The organism is Mucilaginibacter ginsenosidivorans, assembly GCF_007971025.1.
Taxonomy (GTDB): domain Bacteria; phylum Bacteroidota; class Bacteroidia; order Sphingobacteriales; family Sphingobacteriaceae; genus Mucilaginibacter; species Mucilaginibacter ginsenosidivorans.
This window is the reverse complement of record NZ_CP042436.1, coordinates 3,233,162-3,259,377: the sequence shown is the minus strand read 5'-3', so window position 1 is coordinate 3,259,377 and position 26,216 is coordinate 3,233,162. Positions and strand designations below refer to the sequence as shown.

Genomic DNA, 26,216 nt, shown 5'->3' with positions numbered 1-26,216 from the left:
TCGGGGTCGTGCGACGAACAAAGAATTTTCACGTTATCACCATATTTATAAATGTACGACGAGCTAAAGGCCCGCTGGTGATATAATTTTTTGTTGACATAATATTCTACACCGGCAGAGAAAAAATAACCGGTCCTTGAACCATCAACGCTTGCTGCATCGGTTATTTTACCATCAACTAATAGCCCATATTTCTGTAGCTGCGATCGTTCATAGATATCTTTTAAATTGACCAGCAAAGAGCCTGTGACAGCGATTATTAAAAAAAAGCCAATCCTTCTGCCGAGCCAGTGAAGTTTATTTATCTTAAGCCAATCACTCCAAATGTCCAGCAGAAATATATAGGCGATCAACAAGAATGTAACTGGCAAGATAACATAGCCGCGATTATATTTATGGCCGTAACAGACAAAAATGTAACTGCAAATCAATACAATAGCGACAAGCGCAACAGAATACCTTATCTTACTATTTTTAACAATAAGATATCTCGAAGTCATTTACCTTTAGCCAGCAAATCTCTTATCTCTGTCAGCAATACTTCTTCCTTAGTTGGCCCTGGGTCAGGTGCCGGAGCCGGGGCTTCCTCAGGCTTCTTTAACGAGTTTATAGCTTTTACCACCATAAAAATGCAAAAAGCCACGATGAGGAATTCAATCACCGTATTAATAAAGTTTCCATAATTAATAGCCACTTCAGCGACCTTATTAGCCGGATCGGCAGGTTTTATCAAAACTTTGAGGTTTTTGAAATCTATGCCGCCGGTCAGGTAACCAATAGGGGGCATAATAACATCGTTAACCAACGATGTGACGATCTTTCCAAAAGCAGCGCCGATGATAACGCCGACCGCCAGATCGACCACATTGCCGCGCATCGCAAATTCTTTAAATTCTTTTACAATAGCCATAAGTGAGGTTGTTTTGAGTTTGAAGTTTTTCCTTAAAGTTTAATAAATATACAAAGTGAAATGATGATTAAAATAACTGCCGTTATTTTTTCTTAAACACTTGCTGTTTATTTCCGTTTAAAGGGAGTCTTAAATTATCAAAAGAGTTAATTTTTTCGGGTTTAGGGTTAATTGATGTATTTTTGGGCCGATACAATTTATGTTAAAACAGAATCTTCAACAGAAACTTTTACAAAAGCTTTCCCCGCAGCAAATCCAATTTATCAAATTGCTGCAGGTGCCCACCGTTTCCCTGGACACACGGATAAAAGAGGAATTAGAGGAGAATCCGGCGCTTGAGGATCTGAGTTTAACTAACCTGAACGAGCCGGAGGAGCAATACCCCGACCGTGACCCGGAAGAAGATACATTTAACAGCGACGAAGAGCAGGGCCCGGCCGACGAATTTAATATTGACGACTACCTGCAGGAAGATAATCTGAACGAATATGGATCGCGCTATGACCAGAATGGCGATGATGACGACGACCGCAAGGAAATACCGATAGCCGTTCAAAGCTCATTTTTTGAAAATTTGCAAGCCCAGCTAGACCTGGTACCGCTTTCCGATAAAGATTTCAGGATAGGCCAACAGATCATCGGCAGCCTGGATGACGATGGCTACCTGCGCAGATCGATCACTTCGCTCACAGACGACCTGGCGTTTTCGCAGAATATATTTGCGGACGACGACGAGGTGGAAGAAATGCTGAAGGTTATTCAATCATTCGACCCACCGGGCGTAGGCGCACGCAGCCTGCAGGAATGCCTGCTCATACAATTAAGGAAAAAGGATCAAAACGACCCAGTAATAAGAAAAGCCATGCAGGTAGTAGAAAACTACCTTGATGAATTTACCCGGAAACACTACGATAAGCTCGAAAAATCGCTGAATATGACCTCGCAGGAATTGCGTGCCGTTATATCTGAAATACTAAAACTAAACCCCAAACCCGGAGACTCGAACGAGGTTAACACCAAGCAAATGCAGGTTATACCGGATTTCCATATCACTAATAACGATGGGTTCCTGGTGTTAACGTTAAATTCCAAGAATGCTCCTGAACTCCGCGTAAGCCGGTCGTACCAGGAAATGTTCGAACATTATGATAAGGCATCGCAAAGAGATAAAAAACTGAAAGAGGCTGTGCAGTTTGTGAAGCAGAAACTGGATTCGGCCAAATGGTTCATTGATGCCATAAAACAGCGCCAGCAAACGCTGCTGAAGACCATGAACGCGATCATGCAGTACCAGTATGAGTTTTTCCTGACAGGCGACGATAAGAACCTGAAACCCATGATATTGAAGGATATTGCGGACAGGATAGGCATGGATATTTCAACGGTTTCGCGTGTGGCGAATTCAAAATATGTACAAACCGAATTTGGCACTTTCCTGCTAAAGTCCTTCTTTTCAGAAGCTATTCAAACCGAAAGCGGCGAGGAAGTATCGAACAAAGAGGTTAAGAAAATACTGGAAGAGAACATCGGCGCCGAGGATAAACGCCATCCGCTTGCGGACGAGAGACTTACCGAAATACTTAAAGAAAAAGGCTATAACATAGCGCGCCGTACCGTAGCCAAATACCGCGAACAGATGAACATTCCTGTTGCAAGGCTGAGAAAAGAATTGTAAATCAGAAATTTTATTTAGAATGAATGGGCAGGTGCTATCAGGTGGTCCCTGTTGTTGAGCATGATGCCGATCACGATCTCGTGGGTACCATTACTTACTGTCCGCAGGGCCGAGGTTGTGTAATCGTAAGAATAGCTGATGTTGATAAGCGAGCTGATGTTCAACCCGAACATGCCTGCTACAGCATCGCCGTTACGGTATGCGCCGCCTATCCAGAAGCGGTCCTTAAAGGCCAGTTTCATATTGACATCGTAGGTAACCGGTAAGGGTTTGATAAACTTAACAAGCGTTGATGGAAGCAACGTGACATCATCCGTCAGGAATACCTTAAATCCACCCGAAACCAGAAACTGCGGTACCGTTTTTGCCTGGTTAACCGAATTTTTTGTACTGAAATACTGGTTTTGGGATAATAGCTGCAAAGCCGAAATCCCAAAAAAGTAATTGGATGAGTAACCCCAGACACCTACTCCAAGATCGGGCTTCCACTGGCTGTTGCTGCCATTCGCGATGGCCGGGTCAAGCGGGTTTTCCAGGATGAGTTCGGAAGTGTTTAGACTAATGTGGTTGAGCCCTGTCTCGACACCCACGGCCAGGTTAAACGTACTTGTTAAGCCAAGATGATAAGCGTATGTCAGATCGAGATTGGTTGTGCTTATCGGCCCGGCCTGGTCCGAAACGGCCATAAAGCCCAAACCGTGATGCGGTGCAGAAGCTTCGTAATTTTGTGTATAAAGACGGCTGTAAGGATTAGCATCGTTGCCACCGGATAATGCGGCTGCGTCTCCCCCAACAAAATCAGACCCGAACGGTATACTGCCTGTAATATAACTGGTAACCGGCGCTCCTTGCAAACCGGTCCATTGACTACGATATCCTGTTTTTATGTCGATGTAGTTTTCAATGCCGGTCACCGCCGGATTGATAAGCATATTGTTTAATACATATTGCGTGTACTGCGGTTTTTGCTGCGCAATAGCAACCTGGAGGGTCAAAGCAGAAGTAAAAACTACGAGTAAAAGTCGCTTCATTCCGATATTATAGGTTCACCTGCCGCAATTCTCTTTTTTAGATTCAGGGCTGTTAAGATAACAATTTCAAAGCAATTATTGCCCTGTTTACGTACAAACCGACAAATAGGTCATAATTAATTACTTATTGTGCAAATTAATGGTTGCCCCACATAAATTTATTTGTTCACGAACGCGATCTGTTCAACATCTCCAATTCGATGTTTGCCAGTTGTAATTTATGCGCCAGCTCTTTATTTTCCTTACGCAACTGGTATATTTCCAAAGCATTCTGGATATATAGCTTAAGCTCGTCGTTTTGCCATGGCTTAACCAGGTATTTATAAACCTGTCCCCTGTTTATCGCGTCCATAACGGCATTCATGTCAGAGAAACCGGTAAGTAATATTCGAATCGTATCCGGGTAAACGGTCAAAATTGACTCCAGAAATTCGATACCGGTCATCCCGGGCATACGCTGATCGGTTATGATCACACCTATTTCGTTGGTATCAAGTATCTTGCGCCCATCGCGGGCTGATTGTGCAACGTGTATATTAAAGTCGCGCCGGAAGGCGGCTTTAAAACTATTGAGATTATTTATCTCATCATCAACATACAGCACTCCGAACGACATATATTATATTTTATTTTGAGGGTATCGACAGACAGCTATTTTAACACGATAAATTCTTGAAAGTTTAATTTTCTGCGCAAATTTATGGTGTTCAGAATATGGCCGCCGGCAAAGCAAATCGTAAAAATGAAAAAAATATTGTTAATAATTTGCCTACTACTACAAAATAGTTCTCTTTTTGCGTTCCAGGCCGATACGCTTACTATCCGCGAAAACGAAAAAAAACTTCTGACAAACAATTATTTCGTCCAGTTGGACGACCCGTCCGGCGTTTACAAGATCAATGATGTAAGGGGCAATCCTGGTTTCCATACTGTCGAAACCTCGCTGCCGGTAATGCAATACGCAAAATCAACCATCTGGTTAAAATTTGTACTTCACAATAAAACTACGCGGGCATTTGTCCCCATCTCAATAGGCGCTATAGTAATAGATGGCTTTGACCTTTATTTCGCCGATTCGCAAAACGGGCGGATGATCCATTTTTCTTCTTCCGTTCCCGACCGCGATTCGAGACTGCTCAAACAAAACAACACTTTCATCAATTGTATTGTCCTTCCGGATTCAACCCGAACATTATACTTAAGGATAAAAAGCAGTGTGTCGGGCACCGTTCCCATCGACATCAACAGCGCTAACACGTATTTTAAAAATGCGGATTACGAAAACCTGCTGGTGGGCGGGTTTATGGGCATTGTACTTGTAATGGCCCTTTACAACCTGGTACTGTTTGTATTGGTCCGCGATAAAAGTTATATATACTATGTGGCTTATATCATTTTTTTAGGGTTATCGCAGGTACTGGTACGGGGTTATGGCGCAAATTTTTTTGTGAGCGAAAAAACTATGATAAACAATTACCTGATACCGCTCATCAGGATAGGGTTTGGGTATTCCGTATTATTGTTCGCTGCAGAATTCCTTCAACTGAGATCTAAATTAAACTCCTATTTCAAATACTACTATATTTTATTCGGGCTATATACTATTGCGTTGATAACCGTCATTATCGGTAAGGTTCCTTTTACTTACGATCTTATAACAATCTCTGCCACGCTGTTGTCGGTTTCGCTTCTTAGTATCGGCAGTGTATTATATGTACAGGGATATAAACCGGCCAAATATTTTATGATCGGTTTTGGGCTATTTTTCGTTACCGTGCTTGTTTCGGTCGCCCGTAACCGGGGTTATATCGTTCATAACAGCTTCACTGCCAATATTATCATTTACAGTTCCATTTTGCAGCTCGTTCTATTCTCGATATCCCTGGCCGAAAAGATCAATTTTTACCGCCGGCAAACAGCTGAGACGCAGTTGCTGTCACTGACCATTGCCAGGGAGAATGAAAAGCTGATAACCCAGCAAAATATTTTGCTTGAAACCGAAGTTAATGCCCGCACTAATCAACTCATAAAAACAAACCAGGACCTTTCTTCGATCATTGAAAACCTGAAATCGACCCAGATGAAGCTTTTTGAAACCGAAAAAATGGCTTCGCTGGGGCAATTGACGGCTGGTGTAGCACACGAGATCAACAACCCGATAAACTTCGTTGGTTCAAATGTTAAACCCTTACGGCTCGATTTCCTGGAGTTGTTTTCGTTGATCGATAAGTACAAAGAAGCAGGGGCGCATCCTGATCAGAAAGAATTGCTGAAAGCAGCCATTGAACAAAGTCAAAATACCGACCTTGATTTTATCAAAGAGGAAATATTGACCTTGCTTGATGGAATTGAAGAAGGTGCAAACCGTACAACAGAGATCGTGCAGAGCCTGCGGACGTTTAGCCGCACAGATGAATTAATACTGAAGCACGCCGATATTAACAAGGCGATCCTGAATACGCTGATATTGTTAAGGAGCACCATCCCTTATGACATTGAGATAATGCCTGTATTAAACAAGCTGCCCCTGCTGAACTGTTATCCCGGAAAGATAAACCAGGTTTTCATGAATCTTATTAACAATAGTATCCAGGCCATCAAGGAGAAACCGGGCCGTGACCATGAAAAGGTTATTATCACCACCACAGATCAAACTGATAATATTACGATACAAATAACCGATACCGGCGTGGGGATGAGCAATGAAGTTCGCCAAAGGATATTTGAACCGTTTTTTACCACAAAAAATGTGGGCGAAGGCACCGGGTTGGGCCTTTCCATTGTGTTTGGTATTATCGAGGATCATCACGGCGCAATCGATGTGCAATCAGAACCCGGCAAAGGAACATCGGTTACAATAACGCTGCCGAAAAATTTAGAATAGATCAGAAGAACTTATCCGGATTGGGTACAAGGTTAAGGAACGACTCAAAGTTCTCTTTATAGTGCGATTGATCGAGCTGGTAATAGAATGCCCCTTTTTTGGAGGAGAGTTTATCCTTTTCGGGCAATTTGATAAGCAAGCCTGTTGAGAGCAACTTGCGGCTGAAATTACGATCATCAAACTTGGTTTGATAAACGCCTTCGTAAAGCGCCTGCAATTGTGGAATGGTAAATTTCTCCGGCAGCAACTGGAACAATATCGGGTGCAGTGCTGCCTTGTAGCGCAACTGGCGCAAAGCCAGCTTCACCATTTCGGAGTGATCGAATATCAATTCCGGCAATTCATCCAAAAGAAACCATTCGGGATGGAACTCGTCGTTGATCTGCTTTTCATACTGGTGAATATCGATAAGAGCGTAGTAGGCAATGGAAAGCGTCCTTTCAACCGGGTCGCGATCTGGCTTACCGAAAACATGGAACTGGTCCATGTAAACATTTTTCAATCCTGTACGATGTTCCAAAACCCTGTTGGCAGCGTCTTCCGGCGATTCGGACGGCTGTATAAATCCTCCCATTAAACTCCATTTATCTCTTTCGGGGTCCATGGCCCGCTGAACAGCGAGCAATTTCAAGTTCCAACCGTCGAAACCAAATATGATACAATCTACTGCAACAAGGATGCGTTTCTGACCGGTATATCTTTGCATAATATTATTCTGTTACAAGAATAAAAATAAAATGGGAGTAATAAAAAATTAATAATTAATGATACGATTTTAATAATCATTCCTACCAAAACAATTTTAACAAAGGTTTGATAAATAAAGGATGAATGTTTTAGCTTTATCGGGCAAACCTATTAATACCTGTAAAAATGATGAATGCTGAACAGAAAGCCGCTTATGAGCGTGACGGGTACCTGCTGGTGAAAGGTTTTTGCTCGCGGGAAGAGACCAATAAATTATATAAAACCGCGGTCGAAGATGATGCTATGCGAAAAAATGCGCTGGATCTGAACGACCTGTCGGGTAAGAAAACCAGGTTATCCTTATGGTTTACGCCGGGTAACGATGTGTTTGGCTACCTTACACGGAGCAAACGTATGGTTGAATCGGTGGGTGAATTACTGGATAACGATTCGCCGGTGTGTCACTTTCATTCAAAACTGATGCAGAAGGAACCCAAAGTGGGTGGTGCATGGGAATGGCACCAGGACTACGGGTATTGGTACAAAAACCAATTTATGTTTCCCGATCAGTTGATCAGTGTGATGGTAGCCCTTACCGCTGCCAACAAAGAGAACGGCTGCCTGCAGGTGATCAAAGGTTCGCACAAATTAGGCAGGGTAAACCACGGCTTTTCGGGCGAACAGGTTGGAGCAGATATGACCATGGTGAATAATGCTTTAAAAACAATGGAGCTGGTTTATTGCGATCTGCAGCCGGGCGATGCTTTGTTTTTTCATAGTAACCTGCTGCACCGGTCGGAGGCAAACCTATCCGATTATCCGCGATGGTCGATAATCTCGTGCTATTGTTCACAATCTAACCTGGCTTATAACGAAACATCAACATCGTGGAAAACACCGGTAGATATGGTGCCGGATGAAGCGATACTGAAATGGGATGCAGCATCACTATCAGATAACGACTTCCTTAAAAAGGAAAACGATCCTGCATTGAAGGAAACCGGCTGGGAAAAGGAGGTGTGACCTTAGTTGAGCGGGCTGTTTGGGTTAGATTAAGTTGATTAGTTATCCAACTTAATTCATTACTATATTCAATAGATCTAACTCGATCAACATATTCAACTCATTCAACCTAATCAACATATTTAACTTAATCAACTCATTCAACATATTCAACTCAATCAACTCTAACACATGAAAATAGCCATGCTTGGTTCGGGCTTTATAGCCCGGTTTTATGCTGACTCGCTTGCAGCACAACGCAGAAAAGACATTTTGGTAAGCGTTTATTCCCGCTCGACAGAAAGGGCCGAAAAATTTGCAAAAGATTACGGCCTGCCCCACTTCAGTAATAATCTTGATGAAGTAGTAGGCAATCCTGATGTGGATGTGGTAGTGATCGCATTATCGAACGAACTGCACTTAGCCGCTGTCGAGGCGTGCGCTAAAGCCGGCAAGCATGTGCTTTGTACCAAGCCATTGGGGCGCACAGGCGCCGAGGCTAAGCAAATGATGGAAATGGTGGAAAAAGCCGGCGTTATGGGCGGTTATTTAGAGGACCTTTGCTACACGCCGAAATTCCTTAAATCATTAGCCAGTGTCAAAGCCGGCAGCATAGGCCGTGTGTTGTGGGCAAAATCAAGGGAAACACACCCCGGTCCGCACAGCGACTGGTTCTGGAACCTGGAATTGTCCGGCGGCGGCGCCATAGTCGATTTGGGGTGCCATTGTATAGAGATATCGAGAAACTTTATAGGCAAGGATATTAAACCCGTGGAGGTTATGTGCTGGGCGGCAACACAGGTACACCCTATTGCGGCAGAGGACCACGCATTAGGCTGGGTAAAATATGCAAATGGCACAATAGGTCAGTTCGAGGTAAGCTGGTGCTTCCGCGGGGGCATGGACCTGCGTGACGAGGTTATGGGCAGCGAGGGCACTATCTGGCTTAATAACTTCCTGCGCACAGGTTTTGATATGTTCAGCACCGGCAAAGGCAATAACTATGTGGCCGAGAAGGCCGAATCATCCAGCGGCTGGCTTTTCCCTGTTGGCGACGAGGTAAACGAACTCGGTTACAACCACATGTTCACCGATATGTTCGACGCCATAGAACAAAAACGGGAGCCCTCTGAAAGCTTTTACGACGGTTATGTGGTGAACTGCATCATCGACGCGGCTTACAGATCGGCCAAATCGCGCAATTGGGAGCCCGTGCAAATAGACGACTGGCGCGGCAGAACCGACGTAACTGAGGGCCATGAGTTTGCTTCATACGATGATGAGTTCTACCTGATCAAGGAAGAAATATTACCGAATGGTGAGAAGAAATTGATATTGAAGCATAAAACCACCGGGGAAGTGGTGCGAAGAGATCTGTGATTTCGTGCAGGGTGTCATGTTGAGGATCCCGAAACATGTGGGTAAAGGCCTATACGCTTACCCTTCGAGAGCCTGCGTGACAACCATGATACTAAAAGCCTTACGAAGTTGTTAAAACTTCGTAAGGCTTAACCACATTTAAAACTTTCGACTTACATGGTCTTCCCGACAACCAATTACTAATCACTAATCTCCTATTAACCAATCACTAACCACTAACTCACCCTTTTCCCCTGTAACAGCATATCGATAGCATGATCGAGCGATCCGGCGGCAATTACTTCGCCTGAATTAACGAAGTATATCTCATCCGCATTCTCGATCGTATTCAGGCGATGAGCAATGATAACGCGCGTGGTTGATTCCGGCAGATTTTCCAGGATATCACTTAGCAATTTCTCGGTTATGGTGTCGATATTGGCTGTGGCCTCGTCGAGTATCAATATATCCGGGTTGCGCAAAACCGCACGCATAAAGGCTATCAATTGTTTCTGCCCCAGGCTGGTGCTATCGCCCGACGATAGCACTGGTGTATCCAGCCCCTGGTCAAAAATATCGAGCAGCCCCTGCAGGCTGGCCTTCTTAAGCTCCTGTTCGATTTGGTCGTTGCTCAAATTTTGATAAGCCTCATTGCTGTACAATATATTATCCCTAACTGTACCGGTGAAAAGAAAAGGTTCCTGCAAAATAAAGCCGATCTTCCTGGTACGTTCGTCCGGTTCGTATGAGCGGATATCCTTCCCGTCAAGGAAAATTGTTCCCTCGGTCGGGTCATACAATCGGGCGATAAGCGAGGCCGTTGTGGTTTTACCGCCACCGGTGGGCCCAACCAGCGCATAAGTTTTGCCGCGCTGCATTTTAAAGCTGATGTTATGCAATATTTCGTTACCGCCCGGGTAAGCAAAATGCACGTTCCTGAACTCGAGCAGCGCATCTGACCCTTCTACCGCCCCGCTACCGACAGTAACCAGGTTGGTTTCTAATGAGAGTATGTTCGATATACGGTCCCAACCTGCCATGGCCGTTTGGAAAGTTGCCCATAAGGTAGCCAGTTGCCTTAGCGGGTTGTAGAAACTGTTTACATACGAAAGATAACTCACCAACAGGCCGACACTGAACTGGCCTTTCGATATCAGGTAAATACCAAAAGCCAGCACAATGAGTTGGGCTACACCGGCCAGCAGGGTATAAACCGGCAGAAATATATTGTTGGCAATGCCGGCCCTTATGGATGTTGTGTAATTCTCTTTATTGGCTTCGTCAAAACGTTTCCGGAAATAGTCACGGCGGTTAAAAGCGATGATCACCTTAAAGTTGTTCAGGCTTTCCTGTATCTCGGCGCTCATCCCTCCCACACTCTTTAAATTGACAGCATTCTTCCGTTTTACCCATGGCGACAATATTTTGGTAAATATCCACGCCAATGCAGCCGGGGCGATGGTAGCCGCACCCAATTCAGGGTTGATACTCAACAGAAATATACCTGCGCCGACCATTATGGCCAGGTTACTGACAAACTGCATCAGCGACTGGCTGAAGAAGGTATTGATCTTGTCGGTATCATTATTTACCCTCGATATCAGGTCGCCGGCTTTATTCTGGTTAAAAAACGCGACCGGCAGTTGCTGTAATTTGTTAAAAATGGCGTTGCGCAGCGTGTAAAGCATCCGCTGCCCCACGCCGCCCATTAGTATGGTTTGCAGGTAGCTGGCCACTAAACCGCAAATGTACATAGCCAGCAATACGCCCGAAATTACCAGCACGCCATGATAATTGCCCGGTATTACATACTTGTCAATGGCATGGCCTATCAGCAATGGGCCGAACAAGTTTACCGAGGCATTGACCAATATGGCCAGAAACGCCAGCCACAGGTTTTTCTTTTCGTGCGAAATAAAGTCCAGCAGCTTTTTCAAAGCTCCCAGGGTCGATGCCTTTTCCTGTTCGGTTGAAAGTTTATTTAGATCGTAATTCATAGTTGCTGGTGCTTTGTTGCGAATCATATATCTGTACGTATTCGGTACTGCTGTTCATCAGTTCATTGTGTTTGCCGCTGGCTATAATTTCGCCCTCCATTAAAAGGATTATCTGGTCGTAATGCCCAACGGATGCTATTTTCTGCGTTACCGATATAAGGGTTAATCCCGGGTAGTTCTTCTGTACGTTCTCTAATATCTTTTTTTCCGTATTGCCATCCACCCTGGCGGTAAAATCATCAAGCAGTAAAACCTTAGGGTCCAATGCCAATGCCCGCGCCAGCATGATGCGCTGTTTTTGCCCGCCCGAAAGGCTTGCGCCGCGTTCTGAAACCACAGTACTCAACTTTTCCGGCAACGAGTCGACAAACTCGTGCAGTTCGGCGGTATCGATGGCTTTTTGAAGAGACTCGTCGGTTACCGTGTCGCTGAAGGCAATATTCTCGCGGATACTCATGTTGAAAATGATGCTGTCCTGGAAAACAAAACCCACCTGGCTATGGAACGATTCGCTGTTGTATTCGTCGATGCTTCTGCCATCAAATAATATCTCGCCCGAATTTGCTTTGATCAGGTTGGTAAGCAGGTACAACAACTGCGTTTTACCGGCGGCGGTCGGGCCAATGATAGCGATCTTCGATCCCGCCTTTGCCGAAAATGAAATATTCTTCAAAGCCGGTTTCTGGCCATATACTACTTTTACATTTTTCAATTCAATATCGCCATGCAGGGGTTCCGTTACTGTTCCTGTTTCTACGGTATCCGGTGCATCCAGTACACCATTGATGCGCCCGAACGAAGCCTGCGCCTGTGCAATAACATTGCTCATAAAGCCGATCATGATAATGGGAAATATGAGTATGACCAGGTAACTGTTGAAAGCGGCAAAATCGCCCAAAGTCATGGTTTTATTAATAATAAAATGCCCGCCCAAAACCAGTATGCTCAATGTAGCGGCGTTGGCGGTAAAGGTTATCACCGGGATAAGCCCTGCAAAAAGTCTTAAAATGGAAAGTCCGTATTCCTTTGCTTTGGTGTTCGCTTTAAGGAACTTATCAAACTCCAGCTGCTGCGAATTGATAACACGGATGAGCGCCGATCCCAGGATACTTTCGTTGATAACCTTATTCAGCCAGTCGATAACCGCACGGCTTTCAATAAATAAGGCCCGTACTTTTTTTAGCACAAAAGCGAAGGTGATACCGATAATTGGGATAATAGCAATAACGCACAGCGCCAGTTTCCAGTTAATGGTAAGCAGCATAACGCTGGCACCGACAATGAGGAATGCGGAGGATATGATAGATACCAGTGCCTGCGAAACGAAAAGCTTGATAGAATCGACATCAGCAGTTAGGTTTGTTAGCAATTTAGACGGATTTACCTCGGCAATGAAGGCATTGCTCTGGCGCGATATTTTATCTGAAAGGCGGGTACGCAGATCGCGGGCAACTTTCTCGGAGGTATAAGTTTGGATGATACTTTGCAGGTACGAAAAAACAAAAATGAACGCAATGGCCGACAAAAATTTGATCATCGTCGGGTTCAGGTCGAAGTGTATCCGGGTCATCAGGCTGCGCATATAATCATCTATCCCATGCGAAATTATCTTCGGCAGCCACAGGTTCACGCTGTTGCTGAACACCGCAAACAGGATGAGCATAATAACCAATAACCGGTACGGTTTCAGCAGGCTGAATATTCCGGGTTTTTTCTCTTTGGGTTTATTGTGTTCAGGCATGGGGCGGGAATTTATTGTTATTCTAATGTCACTTAAGCAAAAATAACGATGCACAGCTATGGTCGTGCATAAAATCAATTATAATTGCAGGGCCACACTAAGGCAGACGAACAACGCGTTAAAACATTTTAGACCATGCCACAAATATTTGACCGCAATGCCGCGTACATCCTCGAAGATGACCGTGTTTTGCTGCGACCGCTCAAAGAATCGGACATCGAATTCCTTCTTCCCTATGCCCTGAACGAACAGGATACCTGGAAATATTCAGGCATCAGCGCACACGGCGAAGAGCGCATGCGGGCCTATATCAATACTGCCCTGTCTAACCGTACCGAAGGAAAGGAATATGCCTTTATTGTATTTGATAAAACAACCGGCGAATATGCCGGCAGCACCCGGTTTTATGATATACAGCCTGGTAATGCTATGCTGCAGCTTGGCTACACCTGGTACGGCGAGAAGTTTCGCGGTACCGGACTAAATAAGCACTGCAAATTCCTGCTGCTGCAATTTGCGTTTGAGGAACTGGGTATGTACCGAGTCGAGTTTCGTGCCGATGCACGCAACGAGCGCAGCATAGCGGCCATGAAAAGTATAGGCTGTACCGTCGAGGGGATCCTCCGCAGCAATATGTGGCTGGAAGCCGGCGGCAGGCGCGACTCAATTGTGCTCAGCATTCTGAAAGAAGAGTGGGAAGGCGGTGTGAAGGAAAACCTGCAAAGCAGGCTATAGTCCCGAGTCGTAAGTCTAAAGCCTTTTAATTTAACCAACAACCATTGGCGGAGTGCTTATCAGGTAAATTCTCAAGAATATTTAATTAAATAAAAGCTTCAATTAAAATAATTAATAATTTGATTATAAATTAGTTAATGATACCATAAAATCCGAATAAAGAATTTTCTTTGCACTTAATTTCTGTAAATTTCTATTATTGAAAAGGTGGCATACCAGCCAGCCTCTTAATTTTCAATACCCGCCTCATTTCCTCAGCTCAGTAAGTTCATTTCTTTTGCCCAGGTAGTAACCCTTTTAAATTCAAATAGACGTGTATTAACATTTGCCTCTATAATTTTCGAACCCTTTAAGTGGATAATCAGTCTATCATGGCAATACATTGGAAAAAGTCCGTAAAAAACTATGCGTTTATCTGAGAAGAAGTCATAAAATCCCTTGGCGTAATCAATTTTTGAAATATCCTCTATTTTGATGGAAATATTTTTATTCCAGAATGTGATATAGTTTATTTTGATCTCATAATAGTCAATTGTTATCGTGCAACAATACCGGCAGAAGACGATATAAAATCCCATCCATATTGGCACCATGTAAATAATCCACACTGGATTGAATACAGCCTCCCAAATCAATAATATCATTATTGCACCCAACACAAATGCGTTTATAGGGGGCCTTGTTCTTAAGTTACCAGTCATTTCGTTTAATCACTACAACTTCACAAATATTTTCCTCTTCGCCAGCCAGTAACACAGCCCCCACTCCAGCACCCAGGTTGTCAATGCCGATAATACTGCCGATGCTTTAGGCGCAATGCCGATAAGCCCCGCAAAGCCTTTTACAAAAATGGCCACTGCCCCGTTGAGCCATTGATAGCCGACGGTGTTGAAAAAGTAGTAAATAAAAATAGAATTCATCCCGACCACCACAACTATCCAGGCGTATTTGTTGAGCTTTTTCACATCGATAAGCCAGTACAAAAGTGCCATCAGCAGAAACACCCATCCACCCGATGCGAGGGTAAACGAACTGGTGGCAATACGTTTGATGATCGGGGTGATCTGCGTTTTATCCAGTCCGAAGCCTAATACCAGGCCGATGATGCCGGCGATAATAAGGTATTGTATCTTTTGTTTTGCTGTTTTGCTTGACATCAGCAATTTGCCCGCCAGCACACCCCAAATGGTGTGAGCAGCTGTGGGTATGATGTTGATGGTTACCCAGCCGTCGAAGTTTATCTTGCCCATAAGCACGGTATCCATATAAGCGCCAAAGTTGTGGTATTCCATAAAAGGCGAATCGAACCCGTTCATCAAAATGGTGCGGTACAGTATTTCGGTCAGGATGAGCAGCAATGCCGAAACTATAATTTGAAAAGTATAAGAGCGGTTGATAATAAGGTAAGCGATAAGGCTGGTTACCGATAACTGGGTCAATACGTTCCATAGTTCCCAAACCAAGTGTCCCTTGTAAAAACATTGCACCGCCGTACCCAATATGAATAATTTAAGCGACCGCAGTGCAATATGTTTAAAGTTTTGCCCCCAGGTGATACCTTTCTTTTGCTTGTTGTGATACGAAATATACATGGCCGTACCGGCTATCAGCATAAAAGCGGGCTGTATCAGGTCCCACAAACGCAGGCCGTGCCAGGGATGATGGTCGAACTGTAGCAAAAGGTTGTCGAAAGCGCCGCCGACATGCAGCTCTCTCAGCGACTCATAAACCGAGCAGGCTTCGCCCGCCAGGAAGATCATGATGAGGCCGCGCATGACATCGAGCGATAACAGCCGTCCGGATTTTTGCGGAACTATACTTTCCATTTGTGATGGTTGGGTTATTGGTGGTTTGTTAAAGATAAAATTTATCCGACAAATAAGTACAACAGTATTTTGCCAATACTTTTCCCGTGACCCTCTGCGTAAAACTCAGCGTTTTTTGTGGTTAAATTTTACCACAGAAAGTACTAAGAAGACACATAGTTCGCAGAGAAACTTACTAAGATCCATCACAAAAATTCCACTTCCCCGAAAAATTCAGGCAAATGAAAATTGGGCTCAGGGGCGATAATATTGTTCCAGGCCAGGTAATGCGGATGGGTAAGGTCATCGCCACATTTGTAAAAATTCATTTTGGCTTTCTTTTGCTGAATAGTCGCCAGGTGATGAAAAACGAACACCGCTATCGGTACCGAAACGGTCAGCGTCCAGTTGATAACGGGCTCGTCATTTTCTACAACCTGCTTTAGCGTGCGCTCGTGCTTTATGGTGCGCAATACATCTGCAGGCAGTTCGGCGCGGTTTTCCCGCTCTGTTCCATAGCGGCCAAGACAGGTACCGAGCCGGTTGAATTCGATATTGTAATAGGCGTCCTCCCCGTCGAAAGCGATGAAAAATTCCACACAACTATCCTTATACACCGGATCGTTGATGTGTTTGTATCGCGCCAGAACTTCTTTTTCGATCACGTCATATTTGATGTAGATATGGTCGTGGCAGTGCCCTATGGCGAAGGATACTTTGGGTTTGTCGGGGAATGCTGGCCAGGGCACATAGTCAATGGGATGATGCTGATTGGCGAGCATCAGCGAAATATCATGCAAAATAATGCCTTTACCAACAGGCGGTAAAAGAGGAATCTGCAGCGATCTCACTTTAGGTTGTAGATTAGATGTTAAAAATTGGTTGACAGTTGCTAAATTGTGTGCGCACACACAAAAAAATATTTCATTAACTTAGCATTACTAAAGTTAAACCAAAATAACCAAATAAATATGTACCGCAGAGAATTTATTAAACAGGGCGCTTTGGCCACCGCAGGGCTCACGTTATTGCCTTCGGGTTCGCTTTTTGCAGCAAGTTCACAAAAGGTCAGGTTGGGCTATATTGGTGTCGGTCTCCGCGGCCGCAGCCACATCGGCGAGGGTTTATTAAGGGACGATGTGGAGATCGTCGCCATCTGCGATACGCAGGAAAGCTCGCTGCATTATTGCCGCGAACAATTCAAAAAAGCCGGCAAACCGCTGCCGAAAGAGTATACCGGCGGGCTGGATGCATACAAAGGTTTGGTCGACCGCAAGGATATTGACGCGGTTATCATAGCCACACCCTGGCAGTTCCACCATCCACAGGCTATCGACGCTATGAAAGCCGGCAAGTACGTGGGTTGCGAAGTGGTGGCCGGCCTGTCGCTCGACGATCACTGGGATATTGTCAAAACATCGGAGAAAACGGGTATACCTTACATGACTTTAGAAAACGTTTGTTACCGGCGCGATGTAATGGCTGCTCTGAATATGGTACGCCAGGGCCTGTTTGGCGAAATAGTTCATCTTGAAGGAGGTTACCAGCATAATTTAAGGGATGTGTTGTTTAACGACGGCAAACCGTTTGGAGGAAAGGGTGTAGAATTCGGGCCGAAAGCTTTCAGCGAAGCCCAATGGCGAACGCAGTTCAATATCGACCGCAATGGCGACATTTACCCTACCCACGGTGCCGGACCGGTAATGCATTACGCCAATATTACGCGCGGTAACCGGTTTACCAACCTGGTTTCATTTGCTTCAAAATCAAGAGGATTGAACGCTTATATCGAGGAATTGGCTCCCGGAAGTCCAAATGGCAAGATCAATTTTAAAAATGGCGACGTGGTTACCACCATGATCAATTGCGCCAACGGCGAAACGGTAATGTTAAGTCATGATACGCATTTACCGCGACCGTATTCTTTAGGCTTCCGCGTGCAGGGTACCAAAGGAATATGGATGGATGTGAACGAATCTGTTTATATCGAAAATCAATCCAGAAAAGAAGATCAGTGGGACCCGGCGAAAGAATGGTTCGATAAATACGACCACCCGCTCTGGAAAAAATACGCCAGCGATGCTGCCGGAGCCGGGCATGGCGGTATGGACTGGTTTGTGTTTAACGCTTTTGTTGAAGCGGTGAAAAAGAAGGGGCCTACCCCCATTGATGTGTACGATTCGGTTACCATGAGCGTGATCACCCCCCTGTCGGAAAAATCACTCGCCGAAGGCAATATGCCGCAGCAGTTTCCCGATTTTACAAATGGCAAATGGAAGGAGCGGAAAAATAATTTCGCCCTGGATGATAGCGGGTTTTAAGCCAAAAGCAAAAAGACCAAAGAAGAAAGCTGTAATTTTCCACAAACATGGCTTTCCGCTTTGAGCTTTTAGCTTTCTGCTTATCTTCGCCGCATGGCAACAACAAAACTGACAATAAACAGCAACGGATCGGTTAAAGTAGACGGCGATTTCGAAATAGTAGACGCACAAGGCAATGCATACGGTTTGCAGGGCCGTACCATTGTATCCATATGCCGTTGCGGCTTATCACAAAATAAACCTTTCTGTGACGGATCGCATAAGGGCCATTTTGAGCATGATGCGCAGGCATTTGATCTGCCACCTAAAAAAGTCTAAGGATTTCTGTCTTTGGTATAAAAGTTTAACAAGGGAATGTCCACTAATATGGAGAACGACCACCTTGTGTAAAGTTTATTGTCGCCATAGCCATTTGTCACTGTATTATTCGCATTCAGGCTCACATTGCGAAAATTAGGGGCCAGTTGAAACCCTCCTGAAAACGAAATTGGTGTTCGCGGTATACCTATAGATAGAAATACTCCGGGGCTAACTATATCCTTTAACTGTATCCGGGGCACCTGCGCCACCTGTGCTGTGCTGTCGGTACCTACCTTTGAATTTCCTGAACTAAACCGATAAGAGGTAAGGGCCCCGATATCAATGAGGGATACAAATAATGAAGTCGACCATTTCGATTTTGCCGTCGGGAAAAACAATAAACGATGCCCCCAGCTTACGGCAATACCCACTGGCGCTGTTACCCCGAATGCACCCATTTTTTTGGCATCAATACCGTGTATTTTCTCGTAACCTAAATACGGGCCCACGTAAGCGTTGAGGGAAACATTAAATTCCGACTCTCTTTTCACCGTCGAGCTTCCTGCAGGCATAGCAACTGCTTCAATAGCTTCTTCAACTTCATCGCTATTTTGCGCCTTAGCTAAAACAGATGCAAAGTTTCCGTATTTGATATAAAGCTGGCTAAGATTTGAGGGATTGCCGGGTAGCAGGTCCAAAATCGTGCTGGCCTCTATCACCGCCGAGGGGTACTGTTTTTCGTAGATATCCACATATATATTGCCTAAAGAGCGGCCTACAGACAAATACTTATGAACCTTATCCTCATTCCTGTCAATAACATTCATTGTAATATTGCTTTTCAGGTTCAACAGCGTGGGCGCCGGCAGCATCTGTTCAAAAAGAGTAAGGGCTGAGTTATACAAACTGTAATAGTCCTGGTAGGTAGGTTTGTCCTGCCCTTTTTGGATCAATTGCTTGATAGCAATGAAATATTTTTCAGCTTCATTTGCTTTTTGTATCAGTTCGGACAGATAACTATTGTAACGTTCTTCGTCTTGTACAATTTCCGCTGCATGTTTTGTAAGGAAGGCTTTAAAATCCACAGGTTTCCCCTCTTTGTCGTAAAAGATAATTTCCCTATTGGTCAATTGCTGGTAAACCAGGCCCATGTATATCTGAAACGTTATTTTATCCTTAAACAAAAGTTTCAATGAATCGGCACTGATCCAATATTTGTCCTTCGCACCGGACCTTAGCGACTGAGAGAAAATATCGAGAATCTGTAACGAGGGGTATATATTTTTGTTTATTAAATTGAGCGTAGTATCGGCCCGGTCAGTGATATAATCGTGAAATACCTGCCCGGGGTGCTTCCCTTCATTAAATTCGTTTATAAGAAATAAACCATCTACCATAATGATTTTCAGGTAAGGGAGCGCCTTAAATACCGGCTGCATACTCGGATCCTGCACAAGCAAGCCAAGGTTAGGCAGGATCATAGCAAGGTCCTTCTGAAACGATTCCCTCAACAGGTCGACATAGGCTGCATAATTATAAATTTCCTGGTCAATTGCACCCAACGCCTTATAAGTTGTCGGAAAGAGTATCCTAAGTTGTTTTACGCTGTCGAGTTTATCTTTGAACCGTTCGAAAAAAGCGGTAGCCAATTCCTGCTTTGTCCTTTTAACCAGGAATTTCGCCAGCCCGTCAGCAAAGTTGGTAACATCGAGGTTACCGATGCTTTGAAATGATAAGCCTGTACCGGATGATTTGGGTTCATTACCACTATTGGGAGCATTGGGGATCAAAGGTGTCAAAAAAGGGTTAAAATTCGGGTCCGATGTAAATTCGTCATGGATGACATGCCAATTGACCGAATCAATTTTTTTATCCAGTATCATGTAATTGTATAAAATATTACCGGCCTTCAATAACGAGTCTGCTTTTGTGTTAAAATGCGTGCCTTTATTATCCGTTACGATCAGGCGCCGTAGTTTAAGGGCGTCATAATATGCGCTTTGACCGTATAAACAATCAAAAGCCAGGGTCAAAAAAGCCGTTATTACTAAATACTTTTTCATAAGGTTGATGAATTAGTTTTTCTGAATTATGGTTTGATGATGCCAATGGGCACAATTAAATCAGGTTCATTATAAAGTTGCTGTAACTGATCGCGTATGCCATCGCGGCTGCCTGCAGTTTGTTTCAACTCATCGGCAATATCGATAGGCGGCTTGCCCGATGCTGCCATAAGTAATGCGACGACACCAGCCACATAAGGGGCTGAATAGCTGGTGCCGCTATCAGTGGTTATTCCTGCGTCGCCTGGGCCTATTAAAACAACATTAACTCCGGGTGCTAAAATATCGATGTCAGGATTTATGGTCGTTCCGGGCCAAAGGGTTTTATTTTGATCGCTTGCCCCAACGCCGGCGCTAAAGGGATACGAAGCGGGAAAGGTTGGTTTTGTTACGACAGGCCCCGAATCGCCGGTAGAAGCAACTATCAATACACCATTGTCGCTTGCATGTTGTGCAGCCGTTTGTAACAAGCCGATATCTGCCTCTCTGTTAAGAAAGCTGTAGCTTACCGAAATTATGTTGGCCCTTAAGCCAACCGCTTTAATAATAGCGTTCGCCAGATCTTTGCATAGCATATCGCCGTCATCCGTTGCCTTTATGATCAACAAATCTGCCTCCGGAGCTATGCCATAAACATCGGGGCCCTGCGAGCAAATAACCCCGGCGCAATGGGTGCCGTGACCGTTGGTATCCAAACAATCCTCGCGCTTTGTTGAACCAGTGGATAAATTTAAATATTCAATGTTTTTTTTGTTCCTGATGTTGGTATGGTTGTAATTTAAGCCTGTGTCAATTACCGCTACCTTCACTCCCGCTCCTTTTGATTGTTCCCATAACTTATCAATTCCGTAATCGGTAATTTCCCAGCTGTAAGTTATGCGTGAACCGGCCGTGTCAGTTTGCACATCGATTTCTTCGTCCAAAACGCCCGCATTAGGGCCCGGCAAATTTTCCGTTTCTGCCTCGTTGCCGGCATCATTCTGTTCATTCTCTTGAAGATCGTTATCACCATTAGCAACTTCTTCTTCGCCGCCTGATACTTCTACGCCTCCTCCCCAATAATACTGCCGGGCGCCTTTGTCGTTGATTTTGAAATACCATGTATTTATCCCCTTCCACGACTCACCCTCTTCCTTGCCATCCATTACGACCACGGCGCCGCTGGGCGTTATCCTGCCCATTGGCGGGTCAAAGCTTCTCCCCGGTCCTCGCCGGATATAAATTGCGATCCTGATCTTGACGTTGATTGCCATGACTATCCGTCGGTATTATCGTCTGACTTATTGGTTTTCGTAGTGCTGCCGCTCGACTTAACGGTTTTTCCTGATGCTCGTATATTGACAAATTTGTTCAGCAGATCAAACCAAAACGGTGCGCCAAGACTGATGGCAATGGCCGAAATAAATATGCCGAAGAAATTTGTCCATGAAGTTGCGAATGTTCCTTTTAATACGGTAAGGATTTCGTCAGAGGGATGGTTACTGGTGTATTTCCATCCCAGGCCCAGCAAGGTATTTACGGAATCTTTTTGAGCCTTTACTTCTTTTAATATTTCGGCAGTTATTACAGAGTCTTTATAATGTGAATTGGAAGCAACCGCTGTACCCATATCAGCCAGTTTAGCGGCTATTTCTTTATTTCTTGACAGATATTTGGTTATTTGTATAGTGTCGATATTGAGCGCCATCGCCAGAAAAAAACCAATTATAAAAAGCCAGGTTTGGGTATTTCTTTTATACCAGCCGCTGACGCGTTCCATACTATCGTCAAACCATTTTTCAAGCCTTGCTTTAAAAACATCCAGGTCGCCGGCGGCTTCATTCAAATGAAAATTTAATATTTTAAATGTTTCGCAATCGATATAAGCAACGACCGGTTCGGTCCACCCGGGAAAATTTTCCTGTAGTTCTGCAGGCAGGTTACTGTACTTTACTATAGTATCCTGTATCATTTTAAAATCGGCAGGCTTTATTTCGTTAGCCGATTCAAGGTTTTTTATGGTTTCAACCAGGATCGTAGCAAAGTTCTCGGACGTGAGGTAAGCAGGCTTGTTGTATAAAGCATTCTCGCCATAATTTTTTATTATAGGGTGATGATAGAACCTTTGATATAAGGTAATGACCTCCGGCTTCTTAATTAGTGCCCTGGCCCATTGCCAAACAGACCACGAAGTGATATAAGCCCAAATGCGCGAAAAAAGGTTCCCTTGTGCGGGTGTATCCGTTAACATACTAACCACACCCCGGTACAAGGTGCCTCCCCGCCGCTGAAGTATACTCGAAATGGCTTCCTGAACGGCGGTCGCGAAAAGACTATAAATCAGAAATATAAAAATAAGCCCGATCACAACATTGAGAACTGAACTGTCAAACATATCTTCTAAATTTATTGCCTACTTTTTCATCCGTTTTCGGCATAACACGGTACCTGTTTCAATTAACTGCTTTCCAGCCAATTAAACAATTTTAATTAAAGTGAATTTAGTTATAGTCAAACAATTTAACCAGCGTGTTTTCACGGTATTTGCTTGTGGTTTTTACGCACTTTATTGGTTAAGAAGACCGTTTGGGGAGACCTGACAAAAAATTAGTTAAAAAGAAAAACTCAACCTAAAAAGAATCAGCAAAAACTAAGGGCCGGGCGACCACTAAAGCTTTACAATTAATGAGGCATTCCTGCTGTGCTTTCCTGTATTTTATACATTCCCCTTTTTCAACTCCTCTACAGCGTGGTTTGCTGCACGGGCAGTTATGGCCATAAAGGTGAGTGACGGGTTTTGTGTGCTGGTAGATACCATACAGGAACCATCTGTCACGAAAACGTTGGGGCAGCTGTGCACCTGGTTCCAGGCATTTAAAATGGATGTTTTGGGGTCCTTACCCATACGCACGCCACCCATTTCGTGAATATCTAGGCCGGGCGCCTGGTTGGTGTCGTGCGTACTGATGTTTTTACAGCCGGCTATATCCAGCATTTCCGATGCCTGGGCCATAAAATCCTTCATACTTTTTACATCGTTGTCATCGTAGGCAACCGAGGTTTTAAGCAATGGTATACCCCACTGGTCCTTTTCATCCTTACTCAGGCTAACATGATTGGTTTCCTTCGGGATGGTCTCGCCCTGCATTTGGGTATAAACAACCCATTGTCCGGGTTCCGCTATGTTTTCCTTGAATTGCCCGCCCAATTGGGGTCCGTCTGTCTCGTGCCCCCATCCAGCTCGAAGCACCGAATAAAAGGTCATATACCCACGGCGGAAATCCATTTCCTGCTTTTGCACGTTCCTGAAATTAGGCATCATGATGGCTGTAGGACGCCGGCCGTAGTAGTATGAATCAAGATATCCGTCCATCGTCGCAAAAACATTGCCGCGGTAATTATGAAACGCCACGTATTTGCCCAGTACGCCGCTATCGTTACCCAGCCCGTTCGGAAAGCGGGATGATGTCGAATTAAGCATGATCAGGTTACTGTTCATGGTTGCGCCGTTCACAAATACGATCTTTGTATAGTACTCGGTGGCCTGTTTGGTGTGTGCGTCTATCACCCTAACCCCGGTAGCTTTACCCTTTTTTTCGTCATAAATGATAGAATGCACCACCGAATCGGGTCTTAAAGTAAGGTTCCCGGTTTTCAGTGCCCAGGGAATGGTCGACGCGTTCGAGCTAAAATAACCACCAAACGGACAGCCGCGTTCGCACAGGCTGCGAGCCTGGCACTGTCCCCTGCCTTGCTGTTTATGTATATCGTTTGGTTTGGTCAGGTGCGCACAGCGCCCTATGATGACATTGCGACTGCCTTTGTAATGCGCATTGATACGGGCGCTCATGTCCTTTTCCACGGCGTTCATTTCCCAGGCGGGCAAAAATTCGCCGTCGGGCAGCGTTTCCAAACCGTCGTGGTTGCCGGCTATGCCTGCAAACTTTTCGACATGGCTGTACCATGGCGCTATATCATCATACCTTATTGGCCAATCGACGGCAAAACCATCCCGACCGGGACCTTCGAAATCAAATTTGCTCCAGCGCTGGGTCTGACGTGCCCACAGCAGCGATTTACCACCCACCTGGTAGCCGCGTATCCAATCAAAAGGTTTTTCCTGTATATACGGATGTTCTTTATCCTTTACAAAAAAATGCTGGCTGGTCTCATTAAATGCGTAACATCTCTCCACTATCGGATTTTCCTTCAAAACCGATACCGGTTCATAAGTGCGGTGCGGAAAATCCCAGGGATTTTTCAACGCGGTCGGGTAATCTTTCAAATGCACCACATTTCGGCCGCGTTCCAGCACGAGTGTTTTTAACCCGTTATCACACAACTCCTTCGCAGCCCAACCGCCGCTGATACCTGAACCTATAACAATAGCATCGTATGTATGTTGGTCTGCGCCTTTTGAATTGATATTTACCATAACCGTTTATAATTGGTAGCCTAATTTAAACGTTTCAAAGTAAAAAACCGAAAGGTTGACGATTTTATCAAAATATAAGGCCATGCATGGCCGATGCACTACCAGGTAAAAGTATCGACGTACAAGTCTTCCACTTTTTTGCGCGCCCAGGGTGTTTTCCGGAGAAATTTCAAACTCGATCCGATACTCGGATCGACCAGGAAACAATTGATGCGGATACGGTATGCTAGTTCAGGCCAGCCGTATTTATCTACCAGCGCATTCAGCACCATTTCTAATGTTTTGCCGTGAAGGGGGTTGTTTGCTTGCTTTTGATCGGCCATAATACGGCTACTAAATTATCGAATTTACAAAGCTTTCGATATACTATAATATTCAAAATAAATTTGCGTAACCAAATGGTTACATCTATATTTGAAACCGAACGGTTACAGATAAATAAAAATGAGACGAGATGTATTCCAGGCCATAGCCGACCCTACCCGGCGGCAGATAATTAATGTGGTAGCCAACAGGTCGATGAACCTTAACGCCGTGGCCGACCAATTTGATGTGAGCAGGCCGGCCATTTCCAAACATATCAAGATATTGACCCAGTGTGGACTGATCACCATAAAACAAGTGGGGCGCGAGCGTTATTGCGAGGCCAAACTTCAAAAGCTGAACGAAGTTTCGCAATGGGTTGAGCAATACCGGGTATTCTGGAACCAGAAACTGGATGCGCTGGAGAATTTCCTGGCGAATGACATCGAGCCAAATAAACAGGTTGAACCGATAAAAAAGAAGAAGAAATGAAAAACGAACCATTTGTAATTGAGCGCACATTGAACGCGCCTGTCCAAAAAGTCTGGGAAGCAATTACTGACAGGGATAAAATGAAGCAGTGGTATTTTGATATTGCCGAATTTAAACCCGAGGTAGGCTTTGAATTTACTTTTAACGGCGGCAGTGAGGAAAAGACCTACGTCCATTTATGTAAAATAACGAAGGTGGAACCCGGCAGAACGCTGCAATATAGCTGGCGTTACCAGGATTATCCCGGGAACTCCTTTGTTACATTTGAATTGTTCCCCGAAGGCAATGCAACCAGGCTAAAGCTTACGCATGAAGGGTTGGAGAGCTTCCCGACTAATAACAAGGATTTTGCGAGGGAAAGCTTCAGTGCAGGCTGGACGTATATTATCGGCACATCGATCAGGGAATTTGTTGAGAATGAGAGTTAAAATTATTAGTTAAGTGCCCCTGCGTGTTTTTTTATATCTAAATGCTTAATTTCGATTCAAATCTAAATT

General features: G+C 44.5%; 23 protein-coding genes. 9 read left to right on the top strand and 14 right to left on the bottom strand.

All coding sequences use genetic code 11. The features are described 5' to 3' along the window. Positions 1 to 496: 496 nt before the first annotated feature. Entirely contained in the window at positions 497 to 910 is a 414-nt protein-coding gene (gene mscL / locus FRZ54_RS14890; protein ID WP_147032378.1) for a large-conductance mechanosensitive channel protein MscL, read from the bottom strand. A gap of 199 nt (positions 911 to 1,109) precedes the next feature. Between mscL and rpoN the strand changes: the two genes are divergently transcribed. Next, a complete protein-coding gene (gene rpoN, locus FRZ54_RS14885) occupies positions 1,110 to 2,585 on the top strand; it encodes an RNA polymerase factor sigma-54 (protein WP_147032377.1) in 1,476 nt (491 codons plus the stop codon). 14 nt (positions 2,586 to 2,599) lie between these two features. Here rpoN and FRZ54_RS14880 read toward each other — a convergent pair whose 3' ends face one another. Next, the gene (locus tag FRZ54_RS14880) at positions 2,600 to 3,616 is read right to left on the bottom strand and encodes a PorP/SprF family type IX secretion system membrane protein (RefSeq protein WP_147032376.1); all 1,017 of its coding nucleotides are present in this window, start codon (positions 3,614 to 3,616) and stop codon (positions 2,600 to 2,602) included. Between the two features lie 166 nt (positions 3,617 to 3,782). Next, positions 3,783 to 4,232 carry a response regulator gene (locus tag FRZ54_RS14875; protein WP_147032375.1) on the bottom strand — a complete coding sequence of 150 codons (450 nt, stop codon included), beginning with the start codon at positions 4,230 to 4,232 and terminating at the stop codon, positions 3,783 to 3,785. Positions 4,233 to 4,358: 126 nt separating this feature from the next. Here FRZ54_RS14875 and FRZ54_RS14870 point away from each other — a divergent pair, with 126 nt between their 5' ends. Continuing rightward, on the top strand, positions 4,359 to 6,500 hold the full coding sequence (locus FRZ54_RS14870) for a sensor histidine kinase (RefSeq protein ID WP_187359634.1): 2,142 nt from the start codon (positions 4,359 to 4,361) through the stop codon (positions 6,498 to 6,500). Position 6,501: 1 nt separating this feature from the next. Here FRZ54_RS14870 and FRZ54_RS14865 read toward each other — a convergent pair whose 3' ends face one another. Further along, on the bottom strand, positions 6,502 to 7,206 hold the full coding sequence (locus FRZ54_RS14865; RefSeq protein WP_147032373.1) for an NUDIX hydrolase: 705 nt from the start codon (positions 7,204 to 7,206) through the stop codon (positions 6,502 to 6,504). Between the two features lie 167 nt (positions 7,207 to 7,373). Between FRZ54_RS14865 and FRZ54_RS14860 the strand changes: the two genes are divergently transcribed. Both FRZ54_RS14860 and FRZ54_RS14855 read left to right on the top strand, forming a co-directional pair. Then, positions 7,374 to 8,210 (top strand): phytanoyl-CoA dioxygenase family protein, encoded by an 837-nt coding sequence (locus tag FRZ54_RS14860; protein ID WP_147032372.1) that lies wholly within the window; start codon positions 7,374 to 7,376, stop codon positions 8,208 to 8,210. A 171-nt stretch (positions 8,211 to 8,381) separates the two neighbouring features. Continuing rightward, positions 8,382 to 9,569 carry a Gfo/Idh/MocA family protein gene (locus FRZ54_RS14855; RefSeq protein ID WP_147032371.1) on the top strand — a complete coding sequence of 396 codons (1,188 nt, stop codon included), beginning with the start codon at positions 8,382 to 8,384 and terminating at the stop codon, positions 9,567 to 9,569. Positions 9,570 to 9,784: 215 nt separating this feature from the next. On the opposite strand, the gene FRZ54_RS14850 is transcribed toward FRZ54_RS14855, so the two are convergent. Next, entirely contained in the window at positions 9,785 to 11,545 is a 1,761-nt protein-coding gene (locus tag FRZ54_RS14850; protein ID WP_147032370.1) for an ABC transporter ATP-binding protein, read from the bottom strand. Then, on the bottom strand, positions 11,526 to 13,286 hold the full coding sequence (locus tag FRZ54_RS14845) for an ABC transporter ATP-binding protein (RefSeq protein ID WP_147032369.1): 1,761 nt from the start codon (positions 13,284 to 13,286) through the stop codon (positions 11,526 to 11,528). Before FRZ54_RS14845 ends, FRZ54_RS14850 begins: the two co-directional genes overlap by 20 nt. 135 nt (positions 13,287 to 13,421) lie before the next feature. Between FRZ54_RS14845 and FRZ54_RS14840 the strand changes: the two genes are divergently transcribed. Beyond that, positions 13,422 to 14,021, top strand: a complete 600-nt coding sequence (locus FRZ54_RS14840) for a GNAT family N-acetyltransferase (protein ID WP_147032368.1) — start codon at positions 13,422 to 13,424, stop codon at positions 14,019 to 14,021. A gap of 254 nt (positions 14,022 to 14,275) precedes the next feature. Here FRZ54_RS14840 and FRZ54_RS14835 read toward each other — a convergent pair whose 3' ends face one another. From FRZ54_RS14835 to FRZ54_RS14825, 3 genes are all read right to left on the bottom strand, one after another. Continuing rightward, complete coding sequence (locus tag FRZ54_RS14835; protein WP_147032367.1) at positions 14,276 to 14,722, bottom strand: hypothetical protein; 447 nt, start codon at positions 14,720 to 14,722, stop codon at positions 14,276 to 14,278. Between the two features lie 12 nt (positions 14,723 to 14,734). Beyond that, positions 14,735 to 15,847: an acyltransferase family protein gene (locus FRZ54_RS14830; RefSeq protein WP_147032366.1), complete on the bottom strand. Its 1,113-nt coding sequence runs from the start codon at positions 15,845 to 15,847 to the stop codon at positions 14,735 to 14,737. A gap of 185 nt (positions 15,848 to 16,032) precedes the next feature. Then, positions 16,033 to 16,677, bottom strand: a complete 645-nt coding sequence (locus FRZ54_RS14825; RefSeq protein WP_147032365.1) for a carbohydrate-binding family 9-like protein — start codon at positions 16,675 to 16,677, stop codon at positions 16,033 to 16,035. A 120-nt stretch (positions 16,678 to 16,797) separates the two neighbouring features. On the opposite strand from FRZ54_RS14825, the gene FRZ54_RS14820 reads away from it, so the two are divergent. Continuing rightward, positions 16,798 to 18,147, top strand: a complete 1,350-nt coding sequence (locus FRZ54_RS14820) for a Gfo/Idh/MocA family protein (protein WP_147032364.1) — start codon at positions 16,798 to 16,800, stop codon at positions 18,145 to 18,147. A gap of 93 nt (positions 18,148 to 18,240) precedes the next feature. Beyond that, complete coding sequence (locus FRZ54_RS14815; protein ID WP_147032363.1) at positions 18,241 to 18,465, top strand: CDGSH iron-sulfur domain-containing protein; 225 nt, start codon at positions 18,241 to 18,243, stop codon at positions 18,463 to 18,465. On the opposite strand, the gene FRZ54_RS14810 is transcribed toward FRZ54_RS14815, so the two are convergent. From FRZ54_RS14810 to FRZ54_RS14790, 5 genes are all read right to left on the bottom strand, one after another. Then, positions 18,462 to 20,510: a hypothetical protein gene (locus FRZ54_RS14810; RefSeq protein WP_147032362.1), complete on the bottom strand. Its 2,049-nt coding sequence runs from the start codon at positions 20,508 to 20,510 to the stop codon at positions 18,462 to 18,464. The genes FRZ54_RS14815 and FRZ54_RS14810 overlap by 4 nt on opposite strands. 26 nt (positions 20,511 to 20,536) lie before the next feature. Further along, complete coding sequence (locus tag FRZ54_RS14805) at positions 20,537 to 21,763, bottom strand: S8 family peptidase (protein ID WP_147032361.1); 1,227 nt, start codon at positions 21,761 to 21,763, stop codon at positions 20,537 to 20,539. Positions 21,764 to 21,765: 2 nt separating this feature from the next. Then, a complete protein-coding gene (locus FRZ54_RS14800) occupies positions 21,766 to 22,884 on the bottom strand; it encodes a hypothetical protein (RefSeq protein ID WP_147032360.1) in 1,119 nt (372 codons plus the stop codon). A gap of 321 nt (positions 22,885 to 23,205) precedes the next feature. Further along, the gene (locus FRZ54_RS14795) at positions 23,206 to 24,924 is read right to left on the bottom strand and encodes a GMC oxidoreductase (protein ID WP_147032359.1); all 1,719 of its coding nucleotides are present in this window, start codon (positions 24,922 to 24,924) and stop codon (positions 23,206 to 23,208) included. Positions 24,925 to 25,022: 98 nt separating this feature from the next. Further along, positions 25,023 to 25,247 (bottom strand): VF530 family protein, encoded by a 225-nt coding sequence (locus tag FRZ54_RS14790; protein ID WP_147032358.1) that lies wholly within the window; start codon positions 25,245 to 25,247, stop codon positions 25,023 to 25,025. Positions 25,248 to 25,368: 121 nt separating this feature from the next. Between FRZ54_RS14790 and FRZ54_RS14785 the strand changes: the two genes are divergently transcribed. Further along, on the top strand, positions 25,369 to 25,719 hold the full coding sequence (locus FRZ54_RS14785) for an ArsR/SmtB family transcription factor (protein ID WP_147032357.1): 351 nt from the start codon (positions 25,369 to 25,371) through the stop codon (positions 25,717 to 25,719). After that, the gene (locus tag FRZ54_RS14780) at positions 25,716 to 26,147 is read left to right on the top strand and encodes an SRPBCC family protein (protein ID WP_147032356.1); all 432 of its coding nucleotides are present in this window, start codon (positions 25,716 to 25,718) and stop codon (positions 26,145 to 26,147) included. Before FRZ54_RS14785 ends, FRZ54_RS14780 begins: the two co-directional genes overlap by 4 nt. Positions 26,148 to 26,216 lie beyond the last annotated feature (69 nt).